Annotated in this window: 16 protein-coding genes; 7 read left to right on the forward strand and 9 right to left on the reverse strand. The window is 72.1% G+C overall.

Annotated elements, in window-relative coordinates:
- Positions 1-46: 46 nt before the first annotated feature.
- Complete coding sequence (locus tag Sru02f_RS35805; RefSeq protein ID WP_109035412.1) at positions 47-661, forward strand: SUKH-4 family immunity protein; 615 nt, start codon at positions 47-49, stop codon at positions 659-661.
- 43 nt (positions 662-704) lie between these two features.
- On the opposite strand, the gene Sru02f_RS35810 is transcribed toward Sru02f_RS35805, so the two are convergent.
- From Sru02f_RS35810 to Sru02f_RS35820, 3 genes are all read right to left on the reverse strand, one after another.
- Entirely contained in the window at positions 705-1,280 is a 576-nt protein-coding gene (locus Sru02f_RS35810) for a DinB family protein (RefSeq protein WP_109035410.1), read from the reverse strand.
- Between the two features lie 95 nt (positions 1,281-1,375).
- The gene (locus Sru02f_RS35815) at positions 1,376-2,896 is read right to left on the reverse strand and encodes an FG-GAP repeat protein (protein ID WP_167469791.1); all 1,521 of its coding nucleotides are present in this window, start codon (positions 2,894-2,896) and stop codon (positions 1,376-1,378) included.
- 102 nt (positions 2,897-2,998) lie between these two features.
- The gene (locus Sru02f_RS35820; protein WP_109035406.1) at positions 2,999-3,814 is read right to left on the reverse strand and encodes a class I SAM-dependent methyltransferase; all 816 of its coding nucleotides are present in this window, start codon (positions 3,812-3,814) and stop codon (positions 2,999-3,001) included.
- A gap of 64 nt (positions 3,815-3,878) precedes the next feature.
- Here Sru02f_RS35820 and Sru02f_RS35825 point away from each other — a divergent pair, with 64 nt between their 5' ends.
- Together Sru02f_RS35825 and Sru02f_RS35830 are read left to right on the forward strand one after the other, a co-directional pair.
- Positions 3,879-4,589, forward strand: a complete 711-nt coding sequence (locus Sru02f_RS35825; protein ID WP_109035404.1) for a GntR family transcriptional regulator — start codon at positions 3,879-3,881, stop codon at positions 4,587-4,589.
- Positions 4,590-4,686: 97 nt separating this feature from the next.
- Positions 4,687-4,977: a hypothetical protein gene (locus Sru02f_RS35830; RefSeq protein ID WP_159107568.1), complete on the forward strand. Its 291-nt coding sequence runs from the start codon at positions 4,687-4,689 to the stop codon at positions 4,975-4,977.
- A 41-nt stretch (positions 4,978-5,018) separates the two neighbouring features.
- Here the strand turns inward: Sru02f_RS35830 and Sru02f_RS35835 are convergent, their stop codons facing one another.
- A complete protein-coding gene (locus Sru02f_RS35835; RefSeq protein WP_109035400.1) occupies positions 5,019-5,432 on the reverse strand; it encodes a hypothetical protein in 414 nt (137 codons plus the stop codon).
- A 526-nt stretch (positions 5,433-5,958) separates the two neighbouring features.
- Between Sru02f_RS35835 and Sru02f_RS35840 the strand changes: the two genes are divergently transcribed.
- From Sru02f_RS35840 to Sru02f_RS35850, 3 genes are all read left to right on the forward strand, one after another.
- Positions 5,959-6,210: a hypothetical protein gene (locus tag Sru02f_RS35840; protein ID WP_109035398.1), complete on the forward strand. Its 252-nt coding sequence runs from the start codon at positions 5,959-5,961 to the stop codon at positions 6,208-6,210.
- Positions 6,207-6,491: a hypothetical protein gene (locus tag Sru02f_RS35845; protein WP_109035396.1), complete on the forward strand. Its 285-nt coding sequence runs from the start codon at positions 6,207-6,209 to the stop codon at positions 6,489-6,491. The genes Sru02f_RS35840 and Sru02f_RS35845 overlap by 4 nt, the downstream gene beginning before the upstream one ends.
- A 104-nt stretch (positions 6,492-6,595) precedes the next feature.
- Complete coding sequence (locus Sru02f_RS35850) at positions 6,596-7,756, forward strand: alpha/beta hydrolase family protein (protein WP_109035394.1); 1,161 nt, start codon at positions 6,596-6,598, stop codon at positions 7,754-7,756.
- Between the two features lie 18 nt (positions 7,757-7,774).
- On the opposite strand, the gene Sru02f_RS35855 is transcribed toward Sru02f_RS35850, so the two are convergent.
- A complete protein-coding gene (locus tag Sru02f_RS35855) occupies positions 7,775-10,630 on the reverse strand; it encodes an FAD-binding and (Fe-S)-binding domain-containing protein (RefSeq protein ID WP_109035392.1) in 2,856 nt (951 codons plus the stop codon).
- Between the two features lie 110 nt (positions 10,631-10,740).
- On the opposite strand from Sru02f_RS35855, the gene serC reads away from it, so the two are divergent.
- Entirely contained in the window at positions 10,741-11,859 is a 1,119-nt protein-coding gene (gene serC, locus Sru02f_RS35860; protein WP_109035390.1) for a phosphoserine transaminase, read from the forward strand.
- Positions 11,860-11,998: 139 nt separating this feature from the next.
- Here the strand turns inward: serC and Sru02f_RS35865 are convergent, their stop codons facing one another.
- Genes Sru02f_RS35865 through Sru02f_RS35880 form a run of 4 tightly spaced genes read right to left on the reverse strand, consistent with a single transcriptional unit; the run spans position 11,999 to position 14,853 of the window.
- Positions 11,999-12,376, reverse strand: coding sequence for a nuclear transport factor 2 family protein (locus Sru02f_RS35865; RefSeq protein WP_109035388.1), 378 nt, complete (start codon positions 12,374-12,376; stop codon positions 11,999-12,001).
- Positions 12,377-12,434: 58 nt separating this feature from the next.
- Positions 12,435-13,115, reverse strand: coding sequence for a response regulator transcription factor (locus tag Sru02f_RS35870; RefSeq protein WP_109035386.1), 681 nt, complete (start codon positions 13,113-13,115; stop codon positions 12,435-12,437).
- Positions 13,112-14,311, reverse strand: coding sequence for a sensor histidine kinase (locus Sru02f_RS35875; protein ID WP_109035384.1), 1,200 nt, complete (start codon positions 14,309-14,311; stop codon positions 13,112-13,114). Before Sru02f_RS35875 ends, Sru02f_RS35870 begins: the two co-directional genes overlap by 4 nt.
- 2 nt (positions 14,312-14,313) lie before the next feature.
- Positions 14,314-14,853 (reverse strand): hypothetical protein, encoded by a 540-nt coding sequence (locus Sru02f_RS35880; RefSeq protein WP_109035382.1) that lies wholly within the window; start codon positions 14,851-14,853, stop codon positions 14,314-14,316.
- Positions 14,854-14,908 lie beyond the last annotated feature (55 nt).

The following is a 14,908-nucleotide window of genomic DNA, read 5'->3' on the forward strand; positions in this document are numbered from 1 at the left end:
CCCCACGGCCATGGCACCGACCACAGCCGAGTTCGGAGTACCGCCCGTGCTTTTCGACGTCTCCCGCGGCGAACTCGCCGACACCTTCGGCGAGCACCGGCTCGCGACCCTGCCCGCCTCCGCCTTTCCGCCGCTCACGGCGGACACCGAGGGCGCCCGCCTCCTGCGGACCGTCGGCGCCCCCACCGGGACGCTCCTGCTGCGGGTGCCCGACGAGGAGTCCGGTCGGCTGCCCCGCGTCCGGGACGTCGTCGACACCGAGGACTTCGAGGCAGCCTCCCGGGACGCGGGCGGATGGCCCGTCATCGGCTGGCTCCTCAACGCCCACCTAGCCCTGGACCCCGACAGCGGCAAGGTGTACGCCTTCGACCCCGACGAGGAGACGGTGCGGCAGCTCCACACGGACGTCTCCTCCCTGGTCCGGGTCACCGCCCGGTTCCAGCGCCTGCTGGAGGAGTTCGCCTTCGCCGACGACGAGGACGAGGAGGCCGGCTTCGAGCGCCTGGAGCGCGAGGTCGAACGCGTCCGCCGGGAGACGCACGGCGTCGACCCGCTCCCCTTCCAGAACGACGAGACGGTCTGGTCGGTGGTCGGCGAGGAGATCGCCATGGGGCAGCGCTTCGCGGGCGACAGCCCCGGAGCCCGTTCGCTCTACGGGTGAGGCCGGGCGACCGCCGCGCGACCGCCCGGCCGGGTGCCGGCGGTCACCCCATGCTCTTGGCGCCGTCCAGGGACTCCCGGATGATGTCGGCGTGGCCCGCGTGCTGGGCGGTCTCGGCGATGACGTGCATCAGCACCCGGCGCGCCGACCACTCGGTGTCGGCCTCGAACCACGGCGCCTTCGGCAGCGGATGGGCGGCCCCCAGGTCGGGCAGGGCGGCGATCAGCTCCTCGGTCCGGCGGGCCACCTCGGCGTAGTCGTCCAGCACACCGGCCAGCGTCTCGCCGGGCAGCATCTTGAACTCGTCGGCCCGCCGGGTCCAGTCGGCCTCCGTCATGGCCGTGAAGTCGCCCATCGCGGAGGGGCCGTTCACGATGAAGTCGGTCCAGCTCCGCTCGGCCGCGGCCGTGTGCTTGATCAGGCCGCCCAGGCACAGCTCGCTGACGGTGGTCCGCAGCCCGGCCTGCTCGTCGGTGAGGTCACGGGTGGTGAAGCGCAGGAAGTGCCGGTGCTTGGCCAGCGTCTCCAGCAGGTCGGCACGCTCGCCGGTGAGGGGCTCGGTGACGGGCTCGGTGATGGACTCGGTGGTGGGCTCGGCGATGGGCTCGGTGGTGGTCATGGGGTCTCCGCCTTCCGCTGTTCCTGCTCCGTCGGTCGAGGACCACGCTATGACCGATCTAGGTCAATCCATGTCCTAGATCGGCCTCCGAGCGCCTAGTGGGCGATCTCCCCGCCGCCCATCAGCAGGTCCAGCCCCTCGGTGTCGTCGAAGGTGCCCTCGGTCAGCCGGGTGACGCCGGTCGTGGACGGCCCCTCGGCGGTGCCCCGCGGCAGGTACGCGACGCCCTCGACCGTGTCGCTGCCCGGCGCGGTCACCACGAGGTCGGCGCGGCCGTCGCCGTCCAGGTCGGTGAGGCCCACGGCGGCGCCGAAGTCCGCGTCCCCGCCCGGCGCGGCGCCGAGGTCGTCCCCGTCGAAGAGCCGGGCGCCCGCACCGCCGAGCCCGTCCGGACCCCCCGCGAGGAACAGCACCTGTTCCGGCCCGGGCTTCCCGTACACGTCCCACCGGGGAGCCCCGGCCACCACGTCCGCGTACCCGTCGCCGTTGACGTCCCCGGTGTCCAGGCTGGTGAGGACGGCGTCCTCGTCCTGAGGCTCCGCGCCGGGCACGCCGGGGGTGTCGCGGTCGACGGTGGTCGTACGCGTCCCCGGTCCGTCCTCCGACCCGTACACCACCGTCACCGAGCTCCGGCTCGCGTCGCCGCCGCGGGGACTGAGGACCAGGTCGTCGACGCCGTCCCCGTCCACGTCGCCGATCGCCCCCTCGCCAGCGTCGGGGAGCCAGACGTCCGCGGGCTGCGTGAAGCCGTCCCGGCCGCCGCGCAGGTAGCTCACCGGCTGGGTCCGGTCCCGCCAGGGCACCTCGCCTCCGGTGTCGGCGTCGTGGATGCTCACCAGGTCGTCGACGCCGTCGCCGTCGAGGTCACCGGCGATGAGGTCGTCGTAGTTCGCGCCCTCGACGTCCGGGGCCGGGCGGCGCGGAGCAGCGACGCGGCCCGTCCCGGCGGGGGTGCCGTCCCGCCCGAAGGGCCCCTTGAGCAGCCCCTTGTCGGAGCCGAGCCCGAAGACCAGGTCGGGATGCCCGTCCCCGTCGAAGTCGCCGCCGGCGAGCTGCTCGTCCAGGATCGGGTCGTCGCCCCAGGCGACGTGACTGCCGTCCGTCCCCGGCACCCGGACACCACGCGAGAGCCCGTCCTCGGACCCCCACATGATGATCACGCTCGGCTTCCAGTCGAAGACGGAGGCGGCGAGATCGGTGTACCCGTCCCCGTCGAAGTCGCGGGCCACGACATCGCTCCCGAAGAACGACTCGTCCCGGTTCTTCCCCGGTATCCCGGCGTCGTCCTGCGTCAGGTACTGGCACCGGGCGATCCCGGTCCCGTCCCCCGCCCCGTACGCGACCTCGACACTCCCCCCGCCGTACCCGCCCGGCACATCCCCCATCGAGCCGAACGCCAGGTCGGGATGCCCGTCCCCGTCGAAGTCGGCGGCGCCGTCCGACGCGGGCCGGTCCGACGCGGGCCGGTCCGACGCGGAGGAGGTGGCCGCGGTCCCGTGCTCGCCGCCGCCGGTCCCGCAGCCGTACGGCGCTGCGATGTCGGCGGACCCGTCGTCGGCGATCACCAGACCCGCGGCGACCGCCAGGGCGACGAGCGCCGCACCGCCCCCGACCACCCACGCCCGCCTACCGCCCCGCCACCGCGACACCTGCCCCTGATCACCTGAACCGTCCATACCAACGATCACGCACCCGTCGCGGCACGCGGTTCCGACGCCTCACACGGGCCGACGCGCCACGGCCAGCAGGTGCGAACTCGCCGCCAGCAACTCGGGGTAGGGCTCGGCCATACGAGCCGCACTGAGCACCGACTCGAACAGGCTCGACTCACGGAACGACTGACCGGTGTTCCGCTCGGCCGCCGCGAGCAGGGACCATGCGGGCCCTTCGATCCCGAAGACGGACGCGTCCAGGAACCCCGCCGCGGCGACCTCCTCGCGCAACTGCTCCCCGGTGTGGAAGTACGCCGTGGTGAAGGCCTGCCTCCCGTCGTGGATCTGGGTCGCGAGAATGCTCCCGATGCTCTCCCGCATCGACTCCTTGTGCAGGTGTGCGTAGGCGGCGTGCTCGAAGAGCGACGCGTACCGGTTGATCCCGGCGACCGCGAGGAGCCCGCCCGGCCGGAGCACCCGAAGTGCCTCCGCCAGTGCACGGTCCCGGTCCGCCCGCTGCGGCAGGTGGTACATCGGACCCAACACGAGTACGACGTCGTAGGCGCTGTCTTCGGCCGTGAGGTGCCGGGCGTCGCCCAGCTCGGCGGTCGCACCAGTGGCCACCGCCTGTTCGACGTGGCGGGGAATGGGATCGACCACGTGCACCTCGTACCCATCCTCCACCAGCCACCGTGCATGCGTGCCGGGACCACCTCCGACGTCGAGCACCCGGGCCGGTGGCGAGGGGAGGTGGCGGCGCAGCAGCTCCTGCGTGCGTACCATCTCCAGACGACCGTCGGCAGTGCTGACCAACCGGTCCGCCTCGTCGACGGTCTCGCTGTAGAACCTCACGATCTCCGGCGTCACCTCAAGGCTCGTCATCCGTACATTGTTAGGGCGAACCGGTGGACCGGTCCAGTGATCGGGAAGGAGCACCACGCCGCTACTGAAGTACGAGCAGATCGCCGACGATCTGCGCACCCGCATCGCGAACGGCGAGTTCGGGACGGGCGAGCTCCTGCCGTCGGGCCGTGACCTGGCCGAACAGTGGGGCGTGTCACGGGCCACCGTCGTCAAGGCCTACGACACCCTGCGTCATGACGGGCTCGTGGTCGCCCGGCAGGGCTCCGGCTACGTGGTGGCGGAGACACCAGTCGCCCGCCCCGCCGGTGGACGCCGGGCCGGCTCTACCCGCCTGTCGGGAGGAACGCCGTACCGCCGACTGGGCACACCGGATCGCGCGGTGCCTCCCGCCCACGTCACCGAGGCCCTGGGCTTGACGCACGGCGAAAAGGCCTTGCGTCGTGTTCGGCTCGTGCTCCTGGACGACGGTTCTCCGTACAGCCTGGTGACCGCATGGTTTCCGGCCTCCGTGGCGGACGCCGCGCCACGGCTGTCCGCCAAGGGGCCGATCGCCGAGGGCACGACGCACTACGTCCGCCGCGAGACGGGCTATTTCCCGGTCGAGGGCGTGGACGTCACAACGGTGCGACTGGCCACGGACGAGGAGGCACGACACCTGGACGTGGAGCGGCCCGCCGCAGTGGCCGTCGTCCTGCACACGGCGTTCGACCAACGACACCACGCGCTAGTGTGCGAGGAGGGAATCACCCCGGCCCACGCCTTCGAGCAGATCGACAGCTACCCCATGGGCTAGGGACACACCGCTTCAGGCGAGGCGGCATGTGGATCAGCCAAGTTCTGGTGCAAGCGCGCCTATTCACGCGGTGCCTGCCAGCCGTCAGACTGTGGCCGTGGACAACCGACCGGCGCCCGGCGCATTGGCACCCCACCGGTACTCCTACCTCGAAGACGCCCTGGAACTGTGCGGGGCAGACCTCGACGCGGACGACCCGGCTCGTCGTCGAGCGGCGCAGCTCGCCAACCTGTGCGTACAGGTCTTCAAGGAGTACGCGACGCTTATGCAAGAAGCAGACCAGCACCTGCCGAAAGCAGCGCGAGACCGGATCATCCCCGTACACATGGAGCGATCCGTCGAAGGTCTTTCGCGCCTCGCGGAGATTTTGGCCCTCGATCTCGACTAGGTCCTGTTGGGGAAGTCAGATAGCGGGAGGCTTCACGGCTACTAGTACTCGTCGTCGGGACAGTCGGTTCGCCGCAGGTGTCCCAATGCTTCGTGACGAACGGTTCGCGGCAGGGTCACTTCCGTCCAGTCCCCGTCCAGGAGCATCCACACCCCGAAGAGGGCGTCGTTCTCGTTGTGCAGCAAGAGTTGCACTGCATGGGGGCACTTCCACGGCAGCGCCCGTAGCACTCTGCGCAGCTTCTCTGGGTTGAGGTGGTTGTACGTGCCTGCGGCTACATGACATTCGGCGCCCTGGCGGCTGCCTCCCCAGTGTCCAAGCTGTTGGTCCCCGCTGACCCGTTTCAAGCTACCGCTGCCCAGGCCGGCATCGAAGGTATCGAGATTGACGATGTCCTCCAGTACCGCGTCCTCCAGATAACTGAACAGCAGTATGACGTCGGTGAAGTCGCTCATCAGTGATCTCTCCCGCGTTGAAGGCCCGGGTCAGCTTGCGCGGAGTGCACACACTGACCACACCGTTCGTAATTGTGTGACCTTGCGGACGTTGATCAGAAAGTAGTGCGTGGAGACTTGACGGATACGCAAAGGCGACTCTCCTCAGTTCGCACCACTCCTGGACAAGACCGCCGAGTCCTACCAAGCAGCCGTCACCCTCGCATCGCTGCTGATGCGGGCGTGACACTTTGACGACAACTCCTAGGGCCCCCGTCGCATCGAACGGCCCAGCCCGAAGCGATAGCCGACGCGTCAACCAATCTGTGGCATCTGCACGTTCCGCAAGAGTGAGCGGATGACAATTACTTCCGTTCCGCTTGACTGGACCGGTCCACCGGTCCAGTCTGATCCTCGAGGTCGCGTGACAACGGAAGGCGCCGCATCTCGGTCGCGGCCAGTCACGTAGTCAACATGCCGAAGCCCCGGCGGCCGTCCGACCGGCCCCGGGGCGTGGCCACCAGCCAAACCCAAAGGAGCTGATGACATGACCGAGCCTATCGGCCGCCTCGTCACGTGGGTGAGCCTGCTGCTCAACCGCCGAGGCACCCACTGCCGCAACCGACCACGACCGCCCGCGCACCACGCACCGCCCCATCCGGCCGTCACCCGCTCGCTCCCCCTCCCTTCCCACCGCAGCCCTTACGGCTTGCCCACCCCCCTCGACGGCACCGAGACCGTGGCCGTCCGCCCGTACCTCCTCGTGGGGGCGCGGTTCGCACCGGAGGTGGCGGTATGACGGAGCCGCGCGAGCCTCGGCTCCTCCCCTGGTCCGGTCCCGAGGGCAAGCCCTGCTACCTGATCACCGACGACAACGGCGGCCCCGTCTCACGGCTGGCCGACACCACCGAGTCCACCCAGCTCGGCATGGGAGCGGAACTGCTCGCCCACGCGCACGATCTCCTCCCCCGCACCCCGCACGGCGAGCTCCGCTACCTCGCCGAGCGGCTCGCCGAATCCCTTGCGGACGCACTGCGGGTGGCCGAGAGTCGGGGACGGAGGCTCCGGGGCCTGAACTGATCCCACGGTGGCATCCCACCGCCGGTCGTCAGACCCCGGTCGTACACCCAAGTACCCCCCTGCTCCGACGCGTTGAGCGCAGCCGGCCGCCTAACGTCCTCCGCATGACCGGCAGATCACGCACCTCACGCAGAACCGTCCTGACCGCACTGCTCGCGGGAGCCGTGTCCGTCCCCCTCCTGGGGGCCGCCCCCGCGGCGTCGGCGCCCGCCACGGCGCTGGAGTTGCCCCCGCCCACCGGCCCCCACCCCGTCGGCCGCCGCACCCTGCACCTCGTCGACCGGCACCGCGGCGACCCCTGGGTGCCGGCGGCGCGGGGCAGGGAGCTGATGGTGTCCGTGTCCTACCCGGCACGCTCGTCCGGCGGACGCCCGGCGGCGTACATGACCGGGAGCGAGGCGCAGCGGCTCCTGGAGCTCAAGGGGTTGGCCGGGGTCGTGCCGGCCGCGACGGTCGCGGGGACGCGTACGCACGCGCAGGCCGACGCGCCCCCCGCGCCGGGCCGCTTCCCTCTCGTACTGCTGTCCCCCGGCTTCTCCGTGCCGCGCACCACGCTCACCGCGCTCGCCGTGGAGTTGGCCGCCCGCGGATACGTCGTCGCCGCCGTGGACCACGCCTACGAGTCCGTCGGGACGGAGTTCCCCGGGGGCCGGGTCCCGCCGTGCGTGGCCTGCGACCGGGTCGGCGTCGACGTCGACGAGGCGACGGTCGTGCGGGGCCGGGCCGCGGACCTCTCCTTCGTGATCGACGAGCTGACCGACCGCCGGAGTACGGGGGCACTGGCGCGCATGATCGACCCGGGCCGTATCGGGGCCGCCGGGCATTCGATCGGCGGCGCGGCCGCCCTGGCCACGATGGCGGCCGACCGCCGGGTGCGGGCGGGGGTCAACCTGGACGGGGGCTTCTTCGTGCCGGACGCGGGACACCGCATCGGCGGACGCCCGTTCATGATGGTCGGAGCCGAGGCCGTCCACGGTCCCGGCAACACCGCTGGCGACTGGGCCGAGACCTACGACCGCCTGCACGGCTGGAAGCGTTGGCTGACCGTGTCCGGGGCCGGGCACTTCTCCTTCACCGACATTCCCTGGCTGGCGGAGCAGCTGGGGCTGCCCGATCCGGAGGTGCCGCTCCCGGGCGAGCGGGGCTGGTACATCACCCGCGACTACGTCGGCGCCTTCTTCGACCTCCACCTGCGGGGCATCCCCCAGCCCCTCCTCCACGGCCCCACGTCCTCCCACCCCGAGGTCGGGTTCCACCGGCCGTAGCGGACCCCGGCAAAACCGTCACTCCAACCGCTCCGCCAGCACCTCCGCCAGATGCCGCCCCCGCACCCCGGCCAGCTGCTCCAGCTGCGTCCGGCACGAGAAACCGTCGGCCAGGACCACCGCGCCGTCCGGGGCCTCGCGCACGGCGGGGAGGAGCTGGTCCTCGGCGCACGCGGCCGACACCTCGTAGTGGCCGGCCTCGAAGCCGAAGTTGCCCGCGAGGCCGCAGCAGCCGCCGCTCAGCTCACCGGTCAGGCCCGCCGACGCACGCAGGCGCCGGTCGGCCGCGTCGCCCAGGACCGCGTGCTGGTGGCAGTGGGTCTGGCCGACCGCCGGGAGGTTCACGGCAGGCGGGTTCCAGTCGGGGGCGTGGCGCTCCAGAGCCTCCGCGAAGGTCAGGACGCGCGAGGCCAGCCGGGCCGCGCGCGGGTCGTCGTGCAGCAGCTCCGGCAGGTCCGTGCGCAGGGCGGCGGCGCAGCTCGGCTCCAGGACCACGACCGGCGCGGACGTCTCCAGCACCGGGGCCATCAGGTCGAGCGTGCGGCGCATCACCGCCCGTGCCCGGTCGAGTTGGCCCGTGGAGACGTACGTCAGGCCGCAGCAGACCCGGCCGCCCCGGCGGGCCGTCAGCAGCGCCAGGGGCGACTTCGACGTACCGTCGCCGACCACACCGCGGCCCCGCAGCGTCGGCGGCAGCGCCACCCGCAGCCCCGCCGCCTCCAGCACCCGTACGGCCGCCCGGCCGACGGAGGGCGAGAGGTGCTCGGTGAAGGTGTCGGGCCACAGGACCACCAGGTCGCCGTCACCGGCCGGCCCCCGGCGCCTCCTCCGCCACCACCTGCTGAACGTCTCCCCCGCCAGCCGCGGCACCTCCCGCTCCCCCGCGATCCCGCCCAGCCGCTTCGCCACCGCGGCCAACGGCCGCACCGACGCCAGCGCGTTGACGACCGGTGCCGTCCGCGTCCGGGCCGCCCAGCGCAGCCACACCGGCAGCCGTCCCATCGCGTAGTGGGCGGCCGGGCGGCGGCGCCCGGCGTAGTGGTGGTGCAGGAACTCCGCCTTGTACGTGGCCATGTCGACCTCGACCGGGCAGTCGGAGCGGCAGCCCTTGCAGGACAGGCACAGGTCCAGGGCGTCCCTGACCTCCGTCGACCGCCAGCCGTCCGTGACCAGTTCACCGGCGAGCATCTCGTGCAGCAGCCGGGCCCGCCCCCGCGTGGAATGCGCCTCGTCCCCCGTCGCACGGAACGACGGGCACATCACGCCCGCCCCGGACACCGACGTCGTACGGCACTTGGCGACCCCGACGCAGCGGCGCACGGCCGCCGAGAAGTCGCCGCCGTCGGACGGGTAGCCGAACTCCACGTCCACCGGCTCGCGCGGCAGGACGGAGAAGCGGAGGTTGGCGTCGAGCGGCGCCGGGCGGACCAGCATGCCGGGGTTGAGGAGGTCGTCCGGGTCCCACACCGCCTTGGCCCGCTCGAAGAGCGCCACCGTCTTCGGCCCGTACATCCTCGGCAGCAGCTCCGCCCGCGCCTGCCCGTCCCCGTGCTCCCCGGACAGCGAACCGCCGTGCGCCACGACCACGTCCGCCAGCTCCTCCGAGAAGCGGCGGAAGCGTGCCACCCCGGCCTCCGACAGCAGGTCGAAGTCGATGCGTACGTGGATGCAGCCGTCGCCGAAGTGCCCGTACGGCGTGCCGCGCAGTTCGTGGGCGGTGAGCAGGCGCCGGAAGTCCCGCAGATAGCCTCCCAGCCGGGCCGGCGGCACCGCGCAGTCCTCCCACCCGGGCCACGCCTCCGAGCCGTCCGGCATCCTGGTCGCCGTACCGCTCGCGTCCTCCCGGATCCGCCACAGCGTCCGCTGACCGGCCGGGTCCGTCACCACCAGCGCGTCGACGACGTCCGCCGCCCGCACGACCGCCTCCGCACGCGCGCGTGCCTCCGCCTCCGTGTCGCCGCCGGTCTCCACGAAGAGCCAGGCCCCGCCCCTCGGCAGCCCCTCCGTGGACGGCACCAGGTCGACCGCCATGCCCTCCACCGTGAGCGGACCGAGCGGCAGCAGCCCGGCCGCCGCCTCCGCCGCGCCCGCCTCGTCGGCGTAGCCCAGCACCGCGAGCGCACGCGCGCGGGGCGACTCGACCAGCCGGACGACGGCTTCCGTCAGCACGCCCAGCGTGCCCTCCGAGCCGCAGAAGGACCGGGCCACGTCCGCTCCCTTCTCCGGGAGCAGGGCGTCCAGCGCGTAGCCGGAGATGCGGCGCGGGAGGTCGGGGAAGCCGGTGCGCAGGCGGGCCAGGTCGCCGTCCACCAGCTCGCGCAGGCCCGCCGGCGCCCCGGACCACTCCCGCCCGAGCCGCAGTCGCCGCCCCCGCGCGGTGAGCACCGACAGCTCGCGCACGCTGTCCGCCGTCGTGCCCCAGGCCACCGAGTGCGAGCCGCAGGAGTTGTTGCCGATCATGCCGCCGAGCGTGCAGCGGCTGTGGGTGGAGGGGTCGGGGCCGAAACGCAGCCCGTGCGGCGCGGCGGCGTCCTGGAGACGGTCCAGGACCAGCCCCGGCTGGACGACGGCCGTACGCGCCTCCGGATCGATCCCGACCAGCCGGTTCATGTGCCGCGTGAAGTCCAGCACCACCCCCGTACCGGTCGCCTGCCCGGCGATGGACGTGCCGCCGCCCCGCGCCACGACCGGCACGCCGCGCTCCCGGCACACCTCCAGCACGGCCGCCACGTCGTCGGCGTCCCTCGGGGCCACGACACCGAGCGGGACCCGCCGGTAGTTCGAGGCGTCCATGGTGGTCAGCGCCCGGGACGTGGTGTCGAACCCGACCTCGCCGCGGACGGCCCTGCGCAGTGCTGCCTCCAGATCCGTCATGCCTCCAGCATGGGCTCTCGTAGCTCCGCACAGGTCCGCACGGCGGAGATCTCGTCTCATCGGACGGACATGCCTTCGTCCGGTTTGGCCGAGGCGATACCCTCCGGCTCGTGGCTGACATCCAGATTCCTGCTGACATGAAGCCCGCGGACGGTCGTTTCGGCGCGGGTCCCTCCAAGGTGCGGGTGGAGGCGCTGGACGCCCTGGCCGCCACCGGTACGTCCCTGCTCGGCACCTCCCACCGCCAGGCGCCCGTCAAGAACCTGGTCGGCAAGGTCCGCGAGGGCATCCGCGAGCTGTTCCGGCTCCCCGACGGCTACGAGGTGATCCTCGGCAACGGCGGCTCCACCGCGTTCTGGGACGTCGCGACCCACGGCCTGATCGAGAACAAGTCGCAGCACCTGAGCTTCGGCGAGTTCTCCTCCAAGTTCGCCAAGGCCGCGAAGCTCGCCCCCTGGCTGGCCGAGCCGACCGTCGTCTCCGCCGACCCGGGCACGCACCCCGAGGCGCGCGCCGAGGCCGGCGTGGACGTGTACGGCCTCACGCACAACGAGACCTCCACCGGTGTCGCCATGCCCATCAGGCGCGTGGCCGGTGCCGACGAGGGCGCCCTCGTCCTGGTCGACGCGACGTCGGGTGCGGGCGGCCTTCCGGTCGACATCTCGGAGACCGACGTCTACTACTTCGCCCCGCAGAAGTCCTTCGCCTCCGACGGCGGCCTGTGGATCGGCGTGTTCTCCCCGGCCGCGATCGAGCGCGCCGAGCGCGTGCACGCGTCCGGCCGCCACGTCCCGGAGTTCTTCTCGCTGCCGACGGCGATCGACAACTCCCGCAAGAACCAGACGTACAACACCCCGGCGCTGGCCACCCTGTTCCTCCTCGGCGAGCAGCTGGACTGGATGAACGGCCAGGGCGGCCTGGACTTCACCACGGCCCGCACCAAGGACTCCTCGTCCCGCCTGTACACGTGGGCCGACGAGTCCAAGTACGCCACGCCTTTCGTCTCGGACCCGGCCAAGCGCTCGCAGGTCATCGGCACGATCGACTTCTCCGACGACATCGACGCCGCCGCCGTCGCCAAGGTGCTGCGCGCCAACGGCATCGTCGACACCGAGCCGTACCGCAAGCTCGGCCGCAACCAGCTGCGCGTGGCGATGTTCCCGGCGATCGACCCGGCGGACGTCGAGGCGCTGACGAAGTGCGTCGACTACGTGATCGAGAAGCTGTAGCCGCGACCACGAGTCCAACGACGAAGGGCGCCCGGCGGATCCATCCGCCGGGCGCCCTTCGCGCATCCGTGGGATCTCTGCTCCCCGGCACGCCAGGCGAAGGGGCTTTGGGCGGGGGGCCGCCGAGCAGTCCGCCGCGCTACATCGGTTCGACGAGTGCGGCCCGCCATTCGGGGCGCGGGTCGGCCCCCAGGCTCGTCCAGTACTCCGTCCCACGGACGACCTGCCCGTTGCGGACGGTCCAGAACGACGCCGCGCGGAAGACGCCGAGAGTGTCGTGCGGCACTTCCACCTCGGAGACGACCTCGTCGCCCTCGGCCACCACCTTGAGCACCCGAATCGACCAGCCCTCCGGGTATTCACGGTTCACCGCGACGAAGTTCTCCCGGCCGACGACGCGTTCGAGGCTGATCGGCCACTCGACAACGACATCCTCGGCGATCAGCCCGGCGACACCTGCCCAGTCACGGGCCTGGATCCGTTCCCACAGTGTCTCGATGACCTTTGACGATTCCATCGGCGGAGCCTTTCACACCGGTCCGACAAGAGCCTCGTCAACGGCAAGTCGGTTGTTCTCAGGCCAGCCCCGCCCCGATGGCGCGGCGGACCGCGTCCGCGCGGTCGCGGATGTGGGCCTTGGCGAACAGGTTGTTGATGTGGGTCTTGACCGTGGCCTCGCTGATGAAGAGTTTCTCCGCGATACCCCGGTTGGACAGGCCCTGGCCGATGAGGGCGAGGACCTCGCGTTCGCGGGGTGTGAGGTCGTCCGGCAGGGGCCGACGGGCCGCCGCCCGGTCGGGGGCGGGTGCCTGCGCCCTGGCCGTGGCGAGCAGGCGGGCCTGGACCTCGCCGTCGAGTACGGACTGGCCCGCGCCCGCGGCCCTGATCGCGCGGGTGATGTCCTGGCGTCCCGCGTTCTTGGTCAGGTAGCCGCGGGCGCCCGCGCCGAGCGCGCCCAGGATCGACTCGTCGTCGGCGAAGGTGGTCAGGACGACCACCGCCACCTCCGGGTGCTCCTCGGTCAGCCGGCGGGTCGTCTCGATGCCGTCCAGTACGGGCATGCGCAGGTCCATCAGCACCACGTCGACGGGGCCGGCGGCCACCGCCGCCAGTACCTCGGTGCCGTCCGCGGCGGCCGCTACGACGTCGATGTCCTCGGCCAGCCCGAGCACCGCGGCGAGCGGCTCCCGCACGGCGGCCTGGTCGTCGGCGACGATCACCTTCAACCGCGCGGTTCCATGGGTCTGTTCGCTCATCCTGGAATCACCGTCTCCACCTGCCAGCCGCCCTGGTCCGGTCCCTCGGTGACCGGCCCCGCGCTGACGCTCCCGCCCAGCAGGGCGACGCGTTCGCGCATTCCGATCAACCCCATTCCGCTGCCGGTCCCCGGGGTCACCGCACGGGTGGCGGGCCGGTTGCGGATCCTCAGTGTGATCGACGACGCGGTGAACGTCAGGTCCACCCCGACCCTTCCGCCGGGTGCGTGCCGGGCCGCGTTGGTCAACGCCTCCTGGGCGATCCTCAGCAGGTTCTGGGTCACCCGGGCCGGCACCTCGCGGACGGTGCCGGTGACGGTGAGGGCGTCGTGGTGGCCCGCCGACTCGACCATCGCGGTGAGGCTCTCCAGCAGCGGCAGCGCGTCCTCCCGCAGCGCGTGCACGGTCCACTGCGCCTGCTTCAGGCTCTCCTTGACCAGGCCGTGGGCCTTGCCGTTGGCCTCCCTGACCTTCTCCAGGTCTCCCGTGTCGAGCAGCGCGTCGGCCAGTTCCAGCTGCATGTTGATGCCGGCGAGGGAGTGCGCGAGGACGTCGTGCACGTCCCGCGCGATCCGGCCGCGCTCGGTGAGTACGGCGGTCCTCGCCTCCGCGCGGGCGGCGCGTTCCGCCGACTCCGCGGCCGAGAGCGCCGACCGTACGGCCTGGCGCTGGGTGCGGTTGAGGATGCCGACCACGACCGGGACGCCGGTGGTGAGGCCGAGCACCCAGGGCAGCGCCGGGTCTCCCGGACCGAGGTGGAAGTACAGGACACCGGCGCAGAGCAGCGAGCACGTCGCCGCGAGGGTGAGCGCCCTGCCGGTTTCGAGGCGGTAGCCGATGTGCCCGGCGATGAAGTAGGCGAACAGGTAGCCCGTGCCGCTGTCGCTGACGCCGAGCAGGGCGGCCGCCGCGACGATGCCGGACGAGAGCCAGGCGAGCGCGAGCCGTGGCGGGACCCGGCTCTCGGGCACTCCCCTGACCAGCAGTGCCGCGGAGTTGACCACGAAGAGGGCGGCGACCGCCAGACCCTGACCGCTGAATCCCATGGGCCGGATCGTCAGGGCGCCCACGGCGACGACCGCGAGGCTCAGGCCCCACTGCACACGCGGGTCCTGACCGGGGACCGGACGCGGGTCCGCCCCCGGGTCCGGGGGCCGAGGGTTCTCGGTGGCGGCCACCGGCAGAACATAGCGCACGGTCAGGCCGTACGGTCGAGGACGGGAGCGGCGGGAGCGGCGGCGGCCACGGCCCGGGCGCTGCCGCGGCTGCGCAGGTAGATCGTGCCCACCCGCGTGACCACCTCGGTCACCGCCATCAGCACGAACGCCGTCACCCAGGCCTGGTCGCTCGTGATGTGGTGGGCGACGCTGAACCGGGCGACGTCGTCGGCGCCGCCGCCGTGCTCGACCCAGACCTGGAAGCCCATGCGGGCGCCCATGCCCAGCACCCACAGGATCGCCGACACGGCGCCCGCCTTGATCACGAGGTGCCCGTCGAGGGGCCTGATCCGGGTGTAGACGCCGCCCGCGATGCCGAGCACGGCGCCCGCACCCGCCAGGGCCGCGATCAGTACGAGGTCGTTGCCGCCGGTCGGTACGGAGTCCAGGTAGGAGTACGCGACGAAGGCCACGATCCCCAGCGGGATCAGGAACGTCCTGCGGTCGAGCCGGTCTTCCCGCAGCTGGCGGAAGACGACCAGAACGAGGGCGATGTCGGTGATCCACTCAGTCGTTGTCATGCCCTCAAGGCTGCTCCGGCCGGGCACGCGACACCTGGACCCATGGGTGGAGCCG

It is taken from the genome of Streptomyces rubrogriseus, from assembly GCF_027947575.1.
Lineage (GTDB): Bacteria > Actinomycetota > Actinomycetes > Streptomycetales > Streptomycetaceae > Streptomyces > Streptomyces rubrogriseus.